At 60.4% G+C, this 15,632-nt stretch carries 13 protein-coding genes and 2 pseudogenes; 7 read left to right on the forward strand and 8 right to left on the reverse strand.

Annotation, left to right across the window (positions count from 1 at the left end):
• Positions 1 to 2: 2 nt before the first annotated feature.
• From EDE05_RS11175 to EDE05_RS11190, 4 genes are read right to left on the reverse strand one after another with little or no spacing between them, the layout of a single operon-like run.
• The gene (locus tag EDE05_RS11175; protein ID WP_112796956.1) at positions 3 to 761 is read right to left on the reverse strand and encodes a ribonuclease activity regulator RraA; all 759 of its coding nucleotides are present in this window, start codon (positions 759 to 761) and stop codon (positions 3 to 5) included.
• The gene (locus EDE05_RS11180) at positions 754 to 1,764 is read right to left on the reverse strand and encodes an oligopeptide/dipeptide ABC transporter ATP-binding protein (RefSeq protein WP_245519892.1); all 1,011 of its coding nucleotides are present in this window, start codon (positions 1,762 to 1,764) and stop codon (positions 754 to 756) included. The genes EDE05_RS11175 and EDE05_RS11180 overlap by 8 nt, the downstream gene beginning before the upstream one ends.
• A complete protein-coding gene (locus EDE05_RS11185; RefSeq protein ID WP_112797124.1) occupies positions 1,757 to 2,776 on the reverse strand; it encodes an ABC transporter ATP-binding protein in 1,020 nt (339 codons plus the stop codon). The genes EDE05_RS11180 and EDE05_RS11185 overlap by 8 nt, the downstream gene beginning before the upstream one ends.
• Positions 2,777 to 2,781: 5 nt before the next feature.
• On the reverse strand, positions 2,782 to 4,320 hold the full coding sequence (locus EDE05_RS11190) for an ABC transporter substrate-binding protein (RefSeq protein ID WP_162712242.1): 1,539 nt from the start codon (positions 4,318 to 4,320) through the stop codon (positions 2,782 to 2,784).
• A gap of 120 nt (positions 4,321 to 4,440) precedes the next feature.
• On the opposite strand from EDE05_RS11190, the gene EDE05_RS11195 reads away from it, so the two are divergent.
• From EDE05_RS11195 to EDE05_RS11210, 4 genes are read left to right on the forward strand one after another with little or no spacing between them, the layout of a single operon-like run.
• Entirely contained in the window at positions 4,441 to 5,184 is a 744-nt protein-coding gene (locus EDE05_RS11195) for a FadR/GntR family transcriptional regulator (RefSeq protein ID WP_112796965.1), read from the forward strand.
• Between the two features lie 33 nt (positions 5,185 to 5,217).
• The gene (locus tag EDE05_RS11200; protein WP_134101039.1) at positions 5,218 to 6,159 is read left to right on the forward strand and encodes an ABC transporter permease; all 942 of its coding nucleotides are present in this window, start codon (positions 5,218 to 5,220) and stop codon (positions 6,157 to 6,159) included.
• 44 nt (positions 6,160 to 6,203) lie between these two features.
• Complete coding sequence (locus EDE05_RS11205) at positions 6,204 to 7,046, forward strand: ABC transporter permease (RefSeq protein WP_112796970.1); 843 nt, start codon at positions 6,204 to 6,206, stop codon at positions 7,044 to 7,046.
• 1 nt (position 7,047) lies between these two features.
• Entirely contained in the window at positions 7,048 to 7,854 is an 807-nt protein-coding gene (locus EDE05_RS11210) for an NAD(P)-dependent oxidoreductase (RefSeq protein WP_162712244.1), read from the forward strand.
• 441 nt (positions 7,855 to 8,295) lie between these two features.
• Here the strand turns inward: EDE05_RS11210 and EDE05_RS11215 are convergent, their stop codons facing one another.
• The 3 genes and pseudogenes from EDE05_RS11215 to EDE05_RS11225 form a co-directional block, all read right to left on the reverse strand.
• On the reverse strand, positions 8,296 to 8,688 hold the full coding sequence (locus tag EDE05_RS11215) for a hypothetical protein (RefSeq protein WP_134101042.1): 393 nt from the start codon (positions 8,686 to 8,688) through the stop codon (positions 8,296 to 8,298).
• Entirely contained in the window at positions 8,675 to 8,821 is a 147-nt protein-coding gene (gene ccoS, locus EDE05_RS11220) for a cbb3-type cytochrome oxidase assembly protein CcoS (protein ID WP_134101045.1), read from the reverse strand. Before ccoS ends, EDE05_RS11215 begins: the two co-directional genes overlap by 14 nt.
• Positions 8,818 to 10,997: pseudogene (locus tag EDE05_RS11225) on the reverse strand (heavy metal translocating P-type ATPase); the annotation flags it as partial. The gene ccoS and the pseudogene EDE05_RS11225, both read right to left, overlap by 4 nt.
• A gap of 259 nt (positions 10,998 to 11,256) precedes the next feature.
• On the opposite strand from EDE05_RS11225, the gene EDE05_RS11230 reads away from it, so the two are divergent.
• Positions 11,257 to 12,123, forward strand: coding sequence for a transglutaminase-like domain-containing protein (locus EDE05_RS11230; RefSeq protein ID WP_162712246.1), 867 nt, complete (start codon positions 11,257 to 11,259; stop codon positions 12,121 to 12,123).
• A 572-nt stretch (positions 12,124 to 12,695) separates the two neighbouring features.
• Here EDE05_RS11230 and EDE05_RS11235 read toward each other — a convergent pair.
• A pseudogene (locus tag EDE05_RS11235) lies at positions 12,696 to 13,185 on the reverse strand (IS3 family transposase); the annotation flags it as partial.
• A 34-nt stretch (positions 13,186 to 13,219) separates the two neighbouring features.
• Here EDE05_RS11235 and EDE05_RS11240 point away from each other — a divergent pair.
• Positions 13,220 to 13,531 (forward strand): hypothetical protein, encoded by a 312-nt coding sequence (locus EDE05_RS11240; RefSeq protein ID WP_112796981.1) that lies wholly within the window; start codon positions 13,220 to 13,222, stop codon positions 13,529 to 13,531.
• Between the two features lie 380 nt (positions 13,532 to 13,911).
• On the forward strand, positions 13,912 to 15,510 hold the full coding sequence (locus EDE05_RS11245; RefSeq protein WP_112796983.1) for a Fic family protein: 1,599 nt from the start codon (positions 13,912 to 13,914) through the stop codon (positions 15,508 to 15,510).
• Positions 15,511 to 15,632: the final 122 nt, after the last annotated feature.

Below are 15,632 nucleotides of genomic sequence, written 5' to 3' on the forward strand. Positions count from 1 at the left end.
GGTCAGTTCTCGATTGAAAATGGAGGGAGGGCGGGTTTGCCGGCGGCAATCCAGGCCGTAAACCGGGTATGGACGAGAGGCGTCGGCGGATAGATATCGACGATCGGCTCGCCTGCGAGAACGCATTGGGCGATATATTCCTCGACCGCCTCCTTGGCGACCGCTTCCTCGGCGATCTCGGCCGCCACCCCCGCCGGTATGGCGACCACACCCTCGTCGTCGCCGACGATGATGTCGCCCGGGAAGACCGCGATGCCGCCGCAGGCGATCGGGCAGCCGATATCGGCCGGATGATGCTTGACCATGATCGGCGGCGCCGATGGCGTCTGGTGGAAGGTCGGGATGTCGAGCTCGCCGATCGAGGGGGAATCGCGATACCCCCCGTCGGTGACGACGCCTTCGACGCCGCGCACCATCATGCGCATCATGAGGATCTCACCACAGGAGGCGGCTTCGGCATTGCCGCGGGAATCGATGACGAGAACATCCCCCGGCGGCACGGTCTCGACGGCGATGCGCTGCAGATCCTTGCGATTGTCCCGCTGGAACACGTTGCCGAGATCCGGCCGGTAAGGGATGTAACGCATCGTAAACGCCTGGCCTACCATGCGGCGCTTGCCGGTCATGACGGGTTTAACGCCGATCATGAACGTGTTGTCGAAACCTCTTTTGAGGAGCAGCGTGGTCAGCGTCGCGGTCGTCACCGTCCGCAGCTTTTCCCTTGTGTCGTCGTCGAGTGGGGCCGGTCGATTTTCAAGCACGGCTTTCAGCTCCTTTTGATTTCAACGCGTCGATATCGTCGCGAATGCAGGCGTTGTCGTGGTTTTCGCCGACCCGGCGCATTGCCGGGCGATCGTCGCCGCAGGCGGGCAAAGAGTAAGGGCAGCGCGTCCGGAACGCGCAGCCGGAAGGCGGAGAAATGGGCGAGGGGATATCGCCCTTGAGCAGGATGCGGCTAGGTCTCGTTCCGGCGCGTGCGACGGGCACGGCAGACAGCAGCGCCGCCGTATAGGGATGGGCCGGATTGGCGAAGACCTGGTCCGTCGGTCCGATCTCGACGATGCGCCCCAGATACATGACGGCGACGCGGTCCGAGATTTGCCGCACGACGGCCATGTCATGGGAAATGAACATCATCGCCAGTCCAAGCTCGTCCTTGAGGTCCTGAAGCAGGTTGATGACCTGCGCCTGGATGGAGACGTCGAGCGCCGATACCGGCTCGTCGGCGACGATGAACCGAGGTTCGGAGGCGAGCGCCCTGGCAATGCCGATGCGCTGGCGCTGGCCGCCCGAAAATTCGTGTGGAAAGCGGGATGCGGCCGAGCGGGGCAGGCCGACGCGTTCGAGCAGGCGGCTCACCCGCTCGCTCCGGTCTGCCTTGGACCCTATCCTGTGGACCTCGAAGACCTCGGCCAGCGCATCGCCGATGCTCATATGCGGATTGAGCGAGGAGAACGGGTCCTGGAAAATCATCTGCATCTTCCGCCGCTCGGTCCTGAGCGCCGATCTGCCGAGCGTGCCGAGATCCAGCCCGGCCAGCCGCACGGAGCCGGATGTCGGCCGCTGCAGGCGCAGGACCGCGCGGCCGAGGGTCGATTTCCCCGAGCCGCTTTCCCCGACCACAGACAGGACCTCGCCGGCTGCGATCGTTAGCGAGATGTCGTCGACGGCCCGGAGCTGCTGCCTGCCGCGGCTGAACAGGGGCGAGCGGACCGGAAACCATTTCCGCAGTTTGGTGACTTCGACAAGCGGTGCATCAGGCATGTACGACATCCAGCACCTCCACGAGTTCGCGCCAGCGCAAGCAGCGGACCTGATTGCCGTTTTCCATGGTTTCGAGAGGCGGGACCTGGGCGTCGCAGAGCCCGGTCACCGCATGCCGGCATCGCGGCGCGAAACGACAGCCGCCGGGCAGGCTGTTCCGGTCGGGCACCATTCCCGGGATCGGCTGGAGACGCCGGCGAGGGCCGTCCAGTTCCGGCACCGAATTCAGCAAACCGTGCGTGTAAGGGTGGCGGGGCGCATCCAGGATGTCACGAACAGGGCCGGACTCGACGATCTGTCCGGCATACATGACCGCCACGCGATCGGCGATTTCCGCAACGACACCCAGGTCATGGGTGATGAAGAGCATCGACATCGAGATTTCCGATTGCAGCTTGCGCATGAGGTCGAGGATCTGCGCCTGGATGGTCACGTCCAGCGCGGTGGTCGGCTCGTCGGCGATCAGCAAGGCCGGCCGGCATACCAGCCCCATGGCGATCATCACCCGTTGCCGCATGCCGCCGGAAAGCTCGTGCGGGAAGTTGCGCATCCGCCTGGCCGGCTCGGCAAAACCGACGAGCCGCAGCGTTTCTTCAGCCAGTTCCCGCGCCTTTTTCGTCGGCATGGCATGGTGCAGGTTGATGCTTTCGATGATCTGCTTTCCGATCCGCTGGAGCGGATTGAGAGAGGTCATTGGTTCCTGAAAGATCATCGCGATACGGTTGCCGCGGATGCGGCGCATCTCGCCAATGGACAGGTTTACGAGATCGACGGGCGGCTGGCCTTTCGTCCTCAAAAGGATGCTGCCTTCCGCCGTTGCGTTCTCGGCAAGCAATCTCAGGATCGCCAGGCTGGTGACGGACTTGCCGCAACCCGACTCGCCGACGAGCGCGAGCGTCTCGCCGCTGCCGATCCGCAGCGAGATGCCGTCAACCGGGCGAACCTGACCGGCCGGCGTTGCGAAGCTGACGGCGAGATCGGTGATCTCGAGCAGCGAGTGCGAAGATGCCATCAGCATTATTTCGCAGCGATCCAGGCGCGGTCGAAGAGCCAGTTGCCGCTGAGTTCCCGGCGCATGCCCATGACTTCGGCGCGCTTGATGTCCTTGTTGGCGCGCCAGAACAGGAAGGTCTGATAATAGTTGTCGAGGATGGTCTGCTGGATGTTCGCGTAGATCTTGGCGCGCTCGGCCTGGTTGGTGGTGCCGCGGGCGGCATCGACGCCGTCGAAGATCTTGTCGTCCTTGATGCCGGCATAGTTCGACGGGGCCTTGCGGCTGTAATAGACCGAAAAGCTCATGTCGGGATCGACACGCGGGGTATTGGCGCGCTGGAGCGCGAAATCGTAGTCGTATTTCAGAATGCGATCGAGCCAGGCCTGGCGTTCGAAGGATTCGATCTTCACGTCGATGCCGATCTGCTTCAGCTGCGACTGCAGGATCTGGGCGATCTGCGTGTCTGGATCGCGCTGGATGATCGCCAGCGAAATGCCGCCCGTAAAGCCGGATGCCTTCAGGTGCTTCCTGGCTTCCTCAAGATCGAACTTATGGCCGACGACCTTGTCCGAATAGGCCCAGGAGCTGGGTGGCTCGAAGAAGGGCGAAACAATGCCTTCGCCCTTGGCGACGACCTTCGAGATCACGTTGCGGTCGATCGCCATCGCGACCGCCTTGCGGAACTCGATATTGTTGAACGGCGGACGCGTCAGGTTGAACGACATGTACTGCGCCGTGCCGACGGGGTTTTCGACCAGCTGTGTCGCAGGATCGCTCTCGATCTGGGCATAATCCTTGACCTGCACCAGGTCGCCGACCTGGACATTGCCAGAGCGCACCTCGACGATCTTGACCGTTGTATTCGGAATGAAACGGGTGATGACGCCGTCGATATATGGCAATTGCCGTCCCGCTTCGTCCTTGCCCCAGTATTTTTCGAATTTGGCGACCTCGATGCGGTTGCCGCCGGTCCAGCCCGTGAAGCGGAACGGCCCGGTGCCGACCGGATTGCGTCCATAGTCCTCTCCGAGCTTCTTCACCGCGGTCGGCGAGGAGATCATGCCGGCATCGTTGGCAAGACCGGAAATGACCGCACCGGAGGGGTTGGTGAAGTTGACCCTGACAGTCAGCGCATCGATGACGTCGGTCGATTTGAGATCAGTCACGAACTGCCTGGCGCGCGGTTTGACGACCGGATCGACCAGACGGTCGAAATTGAACTTCACCGCCTCCGCGTTGAAGGGCGTGCCGTCGTGGAAGGTCACGTCTTCACGCAGTTTGAAAGTGATGGACTTCTCGTCAGGCGCGATTTCCCAGGATTTCGCGAGCTGCGGGACGAGATTGCCCTTTGGATCCTGAACGAAGAGGTTCTCGAGTATCATGGTAAAAAAGGCGCGGTCCTTGCCGGGCGCATTGCCGAAGGCGGGATCCAGCGTCACCGGTTCCAGGTCGACGGCCTGGGTTATGGTGCCGCCCACGCGCGGCTCCTTCGCCGTGGCAGCCACTCCCATCGGTACCGTCGCCATTAGCGCAAGTGCTGAAAATACAAGCTGTTTTCTCATCATTTCCTCCCCTTGGCGCCGAAAACCGTTTGACCGGCGCTTTCCTCTTGCCCTCGACTCCTACATCAAGTACTAACATGACGTCAACTCATCAGATGAGTAGTTGAGAAGAGGACATTGATGCAGGACCTGCGTATCGAAACGGTGGGACGCGCCCGCCTGGCGGACGTGCTCATCGACCAGATGACCGATCTTATTTCCTCCGGCAGCGTGAAGCCCGGAGATGCCTTGCCGTCCGAAGTGGAGCTCGCGCGGCGGTTTGCCGTCAGCAAGCCGGTGCTCCGCGAGGCGCTCCAGCGCCTTGCTGATATGGGTGTCGTCGAGATTCGTCACGGTAAGCCGACGGTGGTGCGCAGCCAGAGCTCCCGGCCCCTGGCGCAATATTTCGAGTTTGCCGTGCGGGTTTCGGCCGACCGGTTGCGCGATGTCATTGACCTGCGCCGCGCGATCGAGACCCATACGGCCGGCCTTGCCGCAAGCCTCATCACCGACGAGGAGCTGGACGAGCTGCGCCGCATCGTCCGCATCCTGGACGAGAACCGCACCAATTCCGAAGTCTGGATCCCGACAAACGCGGCATTCCACATGCTCCTGGTGCGCGCGAGCCGCAACGTCCTGATCGTCAATCTTTTCGAGGCGCTGTCCGGCCCGATCGAAGCCAGCATGCGAGCCCTTCATTCCCAGCGTCATGTGCGTGACCCGAACGAAACCTTCCGGCGGCACGTGGCAATTCTGGAAGCGATGGAGGCGCACGATCCGGAGCGGGCGGTGAAGGCGATGCAGCAGCATTTTTTCGCGACGGAGCCGGCGATCATTGCGGCGCTGCAGGCGGAGGGCGCGGCGCAATCGAAGGACGGCAGGTAAGAGGCCCGGCCAATTCGGGAGGAGTGAAGCGAGATGATAAGCTTTCTTATTCGCCGGTTTCTGCAGCTAATTCCGGTCCTGCTGGTCATGAGCGTCGTGGTGTTTTCCACGACATTGATGCTCCCCGGCGATCCGGCGATCAGCATCCTTGGCGAAGGGGCGACAGTGGAGGAGCGCCAGGCGGTGCGCGAACGGCTGGGGCTCGATCAGCCGATCCCGGTCCAGTTCGTGAACTGGCTCGGTCGCGCCGCCACGGGAGATCTGGGGCGCTCGATCAAGACGCGCCAGCCGGTGGTCGAAATGCTGGCGGATCGGGTTCCGGTCACGCTGCAGCTGGCATTGGGAGCGATGGCCCTGTCGCTGATCATCGGCGTGCCGCTCGGGACGATCGCAGCGCTGTATCGCGGCAGATGGATCGATTCCACCGTCAGCGTCGTCGCCATGTCGGGCATGGCCGTTCCCTATTTCTGGATCGGTATCCTGCTGATCATGTTCTTTTCGATCACGCTTCGCTGGCTGCCCCCGTCCGGCTACGTGCCGATCTGGGTCGACCCGCTGACCAGCCTCAAGCTGATGATCATGCCGACGATCACCATCGGCACGGCGCAGGCGGCCCTGGTCATGCGCCAGACGCGCGCGGCCATGCTCGGCATCCTGTCCCAGGACTTCATCCGGACGGCGCGCGCCAAGGGCGCCGGCGAATTCCGGGTGATCGCCGGGCACGCGCTGCGCAACGCCATGGTGCCGGTGGTGACCGTGGTCGGCCTGCAGCTCGGCACGCTGATCGGCGGCGCCGTCGTCACCGAGACCGTCTTCTCGCTTCCGGGCCTCGGCCGCATGATCGTCGATGCGATCTTCGAGCGTGACTTCACGGTCGTCCAGGGCGCCATCCTGACCGTCGTGGTCGGCGTATTGCTCGTCAATATCCTGATCGACATCCTGTATTTCCTCCTCGACAGAAGGGTGAGCCTGTGACCTTGGCAAGCACGTCCATAACCGTCCAACCCGCGGCTCCGGCTATGCGGACACGCGGCGCGCTCCAGACGCTGGCAAAGGTCTGGCGGCATAGGCTTGGCCGGTTCGGTCTGCTTGTCCTCGGCCTGCTGGCGGTCTGCGCCATGGCCGCGCCCGTCATCAGCCCGTTCGATCCGACCGCTATCGACTACGAAGCCATCCTTTTGCCGCCCGATGCGAGCTACTGGTTCGGGACGGACGAACTCGGCCGCGATATCCTTTCCCGGATCATCTACGGCTCGACGACGTCTCTCCAGGTCATGGTGCTGTCTATTGCCGCGTCTCTTGCGGTCGGCATCGTGATCGGCCTTTCCGCCGGATATTTCGGCGGCTGGTACGACGATGTGGTGATGCGCGTCATGGACGGGCTGCTCGCCTTTCCGATGATCATTCTGGCGCTTGCCATCATCGCGGTTCTCGGTCCGGATCTGTTCAACGCCATTATCGCCATTGCGATCGTCAATGCGCCTGGTTTCGCGCGGCTGGTGCGCGGCCAGGTCCTGACGGTGCGCGAAAGCGAATTCGTGCAGGCCGCCCGGGCGATCGGCATGGGAGACGCGAGGATATTGCGCCGGCATGTCTGGCCGAGCGTCAGGGGCAATGTTCTCGTCTATGCCTCGCTCAAATCCTCGGCGGCGCTCATCACCGAAAGCGCCTTGTCCTTTCTGGGATTGGGCGTGCAGCCGCCGGCACCGACCTGGGGATCGATGCTTTCCACGTCGATGCAATACTGGGATGCCTGGTGGATGGGGGTTTTCCCCGGCCTTGCCATCTTCCTGACCGTGCTTGCGCTGAATTTCGTCGGAGACGCCCTGCGGGACGCGCTGGATGTCAGGCTCGGAGATTGAAATGAGCATCAATCATGTGCTCCTGACCGGCGCCGCGGGCCGGATCGGAACGGTGTTGCGGCCAGCGCTGGCTTCCCGCTATCCCAACGTCAGGCTTCTGGACCGCTTGCCGATGCCGGGCCTCGCCGCAAACGAGGAAGCGGTGCAGGCGGACCTCACCGACGCGGATGCGATCGCAAAGGCTATGAAAGGCGTTGACGCGGTGGTGCATCTGGCCGGCATTTCCCGCATTGGCGACTGGGATGACATCCTGCCGCTCAACATTGCCGCAACCTATGCGCTGTTCGATGCCGCGCGCCGCAACGCTGTTAAGCGCATCGTCTTTGCCAGTAGTCATCACGCGGTGGGCTACTATCTCCGCGAACGGAAGATCAATCATCAGGTTCCGGTGCGGCCGGATTGCGGTTATGGCCTCAGCAAGGCATTTGGTGAAGCCGCCGCGCAGATGTTCGCTGATAAGTTCGGGTTAACATGCATCAGCGTTAGGATCGGGACCTGTGCGGAGCGACCCTATGATAGGCGCACGCTGTCGACGTGGATCAGCCATCGAGACATGCAGCATCTGTCCATAGTTGCATTGGAAGCGGACATCCGAGGCCACGAAATTGTCTATGGCGTCTCAGCAAACGATCGGTCGCTCTGGGATAATGCACGGGCGCTGGAACTAGGCTATCGCCCCCAAGATAACGCGGAGCGTTATGCGGAAGAAGTCCTGAGGCTTCCTGATACCGAGGATCCAGTCTCGGCGAAATTTCACGGCGGAACGTTCGCCGCTCACGATCTTACTGGAACTTCACCTGTCGGGTGAGAGCGCCATGAAAGGGATAGCGCCTGCCTGCTTCGGCCGTCTCGACCCTGCTATCAACACCTGCTGATCCACCGTTCCAGGACTCTTTTATTTTGCCGCCGTTTGATCCAGAGCAAACTGTAGTCCGCGCAATCATGACATCGAAACGAGTTCGACCGAGTTCGCAGTCAATGGCTTCCTCGTCTTTGTGGGCATGTCGTCGAATTGCTTATCCAGAATCGACCGATTCGTCGTTTCCAGTCATTCATCGGTGATATTCGCAGTCGGGAGTCCTCGAGGAGGAAGGTCAGCGGGCGCGCGAACCTGCGTCTTCGCTTAAATGCGATTACCAACGCGCCTTCTGATAGCGAGATTTCCGACGAATTCGGCAGCTAAGTGAGGTATTCGCGACAGGCAGATGAGTACCATGGCAGACGTGTTATCGAGGTAGTGGGCGCGAGTTCAGCGTCTAAGCTTCTCCGGCGTGACTCCCCGAAGTACTCCTATCACGCTAGCGACTGTTCCCCCGGCCACAATGCCAATGGAGCCGCCAGCCAGCAATCCGATGACGCCTCCGAGTATTATGGAAAGGAGGCCGCCGGACCACGACACTACGATAGCCGCCACCATTCCGATCACCGCCCCCAGCATTCCCCCGATGAACCCGAGGGCATGAACCAGTTCGGAAGGGTCGAGAACAAGCGCGCGTCTAAGACCCCGATTCGCGGGGCTCAGGCCAGGAGTGTGATCCGTAGAACCATCTGTCTTCTCCATGTTTTTCCTCATTTTTAACAGAAGCCCACTCCAAACCTCAACGCTTCGGCTTTTGAGCTGTTCCTGATCAATTGTCTTCATCGTCCAGCAGTATTCTCGCGGCTGCGCCCTCAAGGTCGTCATACTGGCCACGTCCAAGGGACCAGAGGAACGCGCCGAGGGCAACGATGCCCATCGCCAGCGCCACGGGGACGAGGATAATCAGATAGCTCATCGCGAACCTACTGCTGCCGATTTTACCAGGGACGTGCCGAGTTCATGCGTCTGTCCGTCGACGAACACTCTTAGGCGTAGCGCGTTTGCCACAACGGTAACGGACGACAACGACATGGCGATAGCCGCGATAAGTGGCGTTGCGAGGCCGAGGACAGCCACCGGGATGCTGACCGCGTTGCAGGCGATAGCGATGGCAAAGTTCTCACGCACGAGCCTGTCAGCACGCGTCGAAACGTCGATAGCCTGAAGAACCGCCGAGAGGCCGTGACCGAGGAAGACGAAATCAGCGGCACGCTTTCCGATATCGGATGCGGTCGCCGGGGCCATCGATGCATGCCCTGCCGCGAAGGCCGGCGCATCGTTCAAACCGTCCCCGACCATCAGGACTTTGCAGCCTTGTGCCTTGATGGCGGCGATCGCTTCAACCTTTTCCGCCGGAAGCACGTCGCCGGAGAACTTCGAGATTTCCAATTGTCTCGCCACGAAGGCGGTCGCGGCAGCGCTGTCGCCAGAGAGAATCCGGACGTCGAAGCCGCGATGTTTCAGCTCCGAAATCACTTCCTTTGCGTCTGGACGTAGCGGGTCTTCAAGAAGAAGTCTGCCAACAATTCCCCGTACCGTGCCAACACCGTGCCCGAAGAACCCTGCACCTCATCGGATGCCACTGCCCAACGGGGGCGTCCCAACCGATAGACATTTTCTCCGGCGCGTGCCTCCAGGCCGAAGCCGTGGACTTCCTCGATCGCACCCAGATGCTGAATGGCAGCCACGCCCGGAACACGAGCGATCGCGACCGACGCGGGATGCCGGGAATGTCGCGCCATATCCTTGGCTATCGCAAGATAATCCGAGGCGATCTCAGCGGCGTTGACGATGCGCGGCTCGCCGATTGTCAACGTGCCTGTCTTATCGAAGACGATGACGTCTACCTCCTTCAGCCGCTCGAGAGCGGAGCCGTCACGGACAATGATACCACGCTCGAAGAGGCGGCGGGCGGCCATCACCTGCACGATCGGCACCGCGAGACCCAATCCGCAGGGGCAGGTAATGATGAGCACCGCCACCGCTACGGAGATGGAGCGATGGAGGTCGCCGCCGAAATATAGCCATCCAAGCAACGACAGCAGCGCGAGCCCGTGAACTACAGGCACATAAAGGCGCGCCGCGCGATCCGCTTGCCGTCGATATCCGGCCCTGCCGCCCTCGGCCGCCTCCATCATGCGAGAGATTACCGAGAGAAAGGAGGTGTGGGATGTGGCAGTTGCCTCGACGACAAGGGGATTCTGAAGATTGATCACGCCAGATCGCAATTGTGCGCCAGCGGCTACATCCAACCAGCAGCTTTCACCGGACAGGAGGGAATAGTCGATTGCGGAAGTGCCGCTGATGACGGTCCCGTCGACTGGTACGCGGTCTCCGGCCGCGACGATCATCTGCATGCCGGGTTCTATCTCGGAAAGCGGCACATATTCCGACGATCCGTCCGGGAGAAGGACAAACGCGCGACGCGGAGCGCGCTTCGCCAATACTTCGACCGCGGAACGCGCCCGGCTCATGAGATGATCGAGGGCTCTGCCCGCCAGCAGAAAGAAGATCAGCGATGTGCTCTCTTCAAAATACACGGCTTCTTCCGCATTGAAGGTGTCGTAGAGGCTGAGCGCGAAAGACAGCAGCACGCCGACGCTGATCGGCAGGTCCATGTTTGTCCGTCCGCGAATGACCGCCGACCAGGCCGACCTGTAGAATATGCGGCCGGAGTAGATGATGACCGGAAGGGCGAGTGCAGCGGAGAGCAGGTGGAAGGCCTGGCGCGTACCGGGATCGGCACCGGACCAGACAGAGACCGACAGCACCATGATGTTCATCGCGGAGAATCCGGCCACCGCGAGAGCGCGCACTAGCTCCGAAAGCCGTCCGTCTGACCGATCATCCTCCCATGAAGCGAGGTGGGATGAATATCCGATCGCTGAGAGCTCCTCTACGAAATCTGGCATTCCCTCCCTCTCGCCGCGCCAGCGCACCACCGCGCGTCGCTCCGTAAGGTTGACGCGTGCGGCTTCGACACCAGGTAGGGCGCGCAGAGCCTTTTCGATTTTAGCGATGCATGCCGCGCAGCCCATGTCCGGCACGGACAGCACGATCTCCCTTGATCCTCCGCCCGCATCGCGGCTAGCCGCCCATGCCTCGTCCCGCGCGCCGGGGCCTTGGGTATGCGGCGAAATGGATGTATCGATGGGGACACAGCATGACATGGCATCACCCCTATCGCATCGCTCTATAGGCGTGCCATGTGGCGTGTTGTTGGTTTCCACGCGGAACTGAGCCGGTTCAGTTCTGCGTGGAAACCAACAGCCCTTCGGCCCGAAGCGGGCGTTCGCCGTGCGCTTGACACCAATGCGCCCTCGCTGGATCATCCGGCCTTGGAGGATACTCATGGACATGGTTACGCTCGACTACTTCCGAGAGCCGGGCCCGCATTCCACGGCAAAGAAGAATAAGGTCGGGCTGGCAGGCGCTCCAACGGACATCGCCGACCTAGCCGCCTGGATTCAGGGAAGAATGCTTCACGAACACTGGGCGTCGAGATATGGCGAAGAGCTGACTCCGGAGCGCCGTGAACTCTCGCAAAGGAGATCGGTGGACGCCGTGCTGGACGGCCTCCTTGCGGGGGGCAATTCACCACGTCCTGCTGCGGGTCGCGCGGTTGGTGTCTGCAGCCATTTCTCGCTGCTCGCGGTGTCGGCCTTGCGAGCGAACGGCCGTGCGGCCAGGTCGCGGTGCGGTTTCGGCACTTATTTCGCTCCCGACAAGGCGATCGACCACTGGGTGGTGGAGGTCTGGAATGGTGATCGCTGGCGGATGGTCGATTTTCAGATCGATGACTTTCAGCGTGCAGAACTGGGGCTGGTCTTCGACACTCTCGACTTGCCGTCGGGTCAGTTCCTGCTGGCCGCCCAGGCCTGGCAACTCTGCCGGCGTGGCGAGGACGACCCCAATCGCTTTGGCATCTTCGATGAAGGCGGCTTCTGGTTCATCGCCTCAAATATGATCCGTGACCTCGCCAGCCTGAACAAGGTCGAGATGCTGCCGTGGGACGACTGGGGGGCGATGCCATCCCCAGACGCGGATATCAGCACCGAGGAACTGCGACGCTTCGATCATTTGGCGGAGGTCCTGCTCGACCCCGACCGTCACAGGGAAGAGCTGTGTTTACTCTATGGCGCTCCAGGGTTCGGCATGCCCGGAGAGGTCTTCAATGCTGTCAGGCAGGTTCGTGAGACGGTTTCGGTCGCGCAGTAGGTACTCAAAGCTCGTCGGCGGAAGCTCTCCATGCTCGGGTACGATGCGACCGCAAATATCAATGACCGCTGTTGGCGCTCAGCGGCAGACGCCTCTCGGCCCGGAAGCGGCCCGGAGCGGTAATTCTTCGGTTAGCAGCGACGTTGAAAACTGACTCAGAATATGCGAGCGACAAATCGCTCGATCTCCCATGATCTGAGAACGGTCATTTCCCGTGCTTACCTAGTAGTTGCATTAGCACTTTTAGCCGGGACATTGGGCTGGACCACTCACGCTATTACTGGTGTGTCCCTTTGCGAACGGGATAAGCCTTATTGATAAGGGCCGCCCGTCCGAGGTTCATCTTCTTTAAGGCTCCTGGCCCGCGCCGACCAATTCGTTGTAGGGGCCTTGTAGCGGTCGTTGTCGTGGCTGTCGCCTTTGGATCTGATCTCGTCCAGGATCGAACTCATATCGACAGCGAAATTGCCAGGTTCAAGGCGCATGGGGCTGACCCCCAGGTGGTGGAGGCCGAACAGGCGCGCCTCGGTGGAGTAGACCGGGCCGCCGGAACTGCCGTTTTCGGTGGTGCAGCGCTGGAGGGCTTCAAGCTGTCGCTCGAGCTCCTCACGTTCAGGCATCTTGGAGTTGGCTTTGCAGCGTTTCATGGATGATGGGGCCTCATGACCGAGAAGCTGGTCCTTCCAGCTGTATGATGTCGGCCTTGAGACGCCCAGCCGGTCAGCGACCTGTTGAGCGCTGTCATCTCCATTGCATAGTCCGATGACCCACAGCTTGCCGCACCGCCTCGGAATTTCCAGGATGCCACGATCGCCCCACCATCGATGTTCGCGTCTCCGGAAAGGCCTCGCGGACCCATGCGGTCAGGGTCCCTCGTCCGGGATAGCCAAGCGCCATCATCGTCGCAGAGATGCAACGATCATGGGTGCGAAAGTGCTCAAGTGCCGCCTGCCTCTGAGCCTCGGAATATTTTGGCGCTCGCGCTACCGGCTGAATACGCAGGTCGAGATGCTGCAAGTACTCGCGGTACCAGCCCCTCAGCGCATTCTTGGTGGGATATCCTGTCAACGCGCTTTGCCGAAAGACATGGGAGCTTGTGGTAGAAGGCAAACGGCACTTCATACCGGGGGTCGATCTCGACGAGGATTTGCTCGATGGGTTGCACGAAAGGGATGTCCGTGTTGTACGAACCACCGAGGGTAAGACCTATGAGTTTCGACATGACGAGATGCGTGGCTACCTAGCTGCACGGTGGGCTGCATATGAGGATGTTTCACCGATCACTTTGCTCGAAAAGACCGAGAAGATTTGGCGTCCGGGTAGGGACGATCAGGTCGTTGTTTGGGAATTCTTTGCTGAGATGATCGAGTCGGAAATGGGGGAAAGAAATCTGGCTTTGGGCAACTAAGAGTCCCGAGCGTGTACTTTTGCAGCACGCCCTTCAAAAGCGTGGGAAGTGCCAGGTAGCGGAAAAGGGCTCCTGACGCGGTCCGATCTCGTGAGTGCAGTCCAGTAAATAAGTGGATGCAAGCGACAACCTTAATGGGCGCCGCCGCTTCTTGAAGGATGCTAATCGTATTTCCTATATTTCCTCATTTTTTTAATCGTTTTTCGATGACTAAACTCGTTTTCGATGTAATTTATAGCGGATATAATGAATTTTCGATATTCTCGACAAGATTTGATTGTTTTTCGATGACGCTTCGATGTAAGCATTTTTCGATCGCACTCTTCACTTTAACTATCTTTCGATGGCGCGGTTCGCTTTTCGATAACAAAGGAGAGGGCATGACAGCCAATCCTGCAAATCCGGCGGTTTTCCAGGAACGAATCGTGCCATCGGATACGGCGCCTGTTGGGTATGCCGCTCTCGTCCAGAAATACGGGATCGCAGCCCCTGTTCGTCTTCCCTCATGCGTCGCGAAGAGCTTCATATATGGCTCCAGGAGAGCACATGAGGATTGGACGATCTTCGACAAGCGCTTCACTCCAAAGGACAGCTTGTTTGGACATCTGTCTTTCGCACTGAGGCACGAGACGATCGACCTGTTGGTCCTGAAAAAGCTGTTTCACATCGTCCCGGCAAATGAGATCGCGGCGCTGATCGAAGCCGAGCCGACAAGCAGCGCGACTCGCCGAATCTGGTTCTTCTATGAATGGCTGACCGGTACACGCCTTGATATTCCGGACGCGGAACGGGGAAACTATGTTGAAGCGCTTGACACCGCCAGCTACTTTACATCGACCCCTGTGAATTCGCCCCGTCACCGCGTGCGGGACAATCTTCTCGGAACCCCTGCATTCTGCCCCGTTTTAAGGCGCACCGAATACCTTGTCGAAACGGTCACCCACCGCTGGGATGCGGAAGCCAGAGAACTCATCGGAAAGATCGGAAAAGGGATCATCGCCCGTGCGGCAAGATTCCTCCTTCTATCGGACAGCCAGGCATCCTATCAGATCGAAGGCGAGCGCCCGCCGCGAAGCCGCCTTGAGCGGTGGATGAGGGCCGTCGCCCAAGCTGGAAAGCGGCCAATCACCGTGGACGAACTCGTGCGCCTCCAGCACCTCGTCATCGAGGAGAACCGATTCATAAAGCGCGGGCTGCGAGACGCCGGCGGCTTTATTGGCGACCGCGACTGGAACGACGACCCCCTCCCAGAATTCGTTTCAGCTCGGCACGAAGACATTAACGATCTTCTCGGAGGGATCATAGCCGGAGGAAGCAGGATGGCGGAGAGTGGGGTTGACGCCGTACTTCAAGCCTCGGTTATGGCCTTCGCCTTCGTATTCGTCCATCCCTTCGAAGACGGAAACGGTCGCCTGCACAGATATCTCATACACCTTGTTCTGTCCGAGCGCGGATACACGCCTGCCGGCATGATCTTTCCAGTTTCTAGCGTGCTTCTCGAGCGCCAGGAGGAGTACGGTGCGCGCCTGCGCGGCTACACTGGACGGTTACTACCCTTTATCGAATGGGTGCCGACAGCGGAGAAAAACGTGCGTGTAGTCAACGAAACCGCCGATCTCTATAGGTTCGGGGACTTCACGGAGTTGACGGAATTTCTCTATGCTTGCGTCGTACAGACGATCCGGCACGACCTGCCAAATGAGATCGATCACCTCGTGCGCTTCGACGAGGCGAAGGGACGCATTCAGGATTTCCTTGAGATGCCGGACGCGATGATCTCTAGCCTCGTTAACTTTATCCGTCAGAACGATGGTACGCTTTCCAAGAAGCGGCGCGGCCGTGAGTTCGAAAAGATGACCGACGAGGAGGTAAAGTCAGTGGAGGCGGTGGTTCGTGACGCCTTCGACATCGGTCTATCGAATGAGAATGGCGATCGGTCCGAAGAAAATAAGTTCGACAGTTTCGGACGGCGGCGATAGGTCCCCTGCAGTTGGGGGCGGAAATGTGTTTGCTTCCGATGTGAACCGATTCCAGCGAAGGATGATCGATCTTCCACAACGGTGTCTTCGTCGCTGGTTGTCCCGCTTCAATCTTCGCCCAA

It is taken from the genome of Neorhizobium sp. R1-B, assembly GCF_004368875.1.
GTDB classification, from domain to species: Bacteria; Pseudomonadota; Alphaproteobacteria; order Rhizobiales; family Rhizobiaceae; genus Neorhizobium; species Neorhizobium huautlense.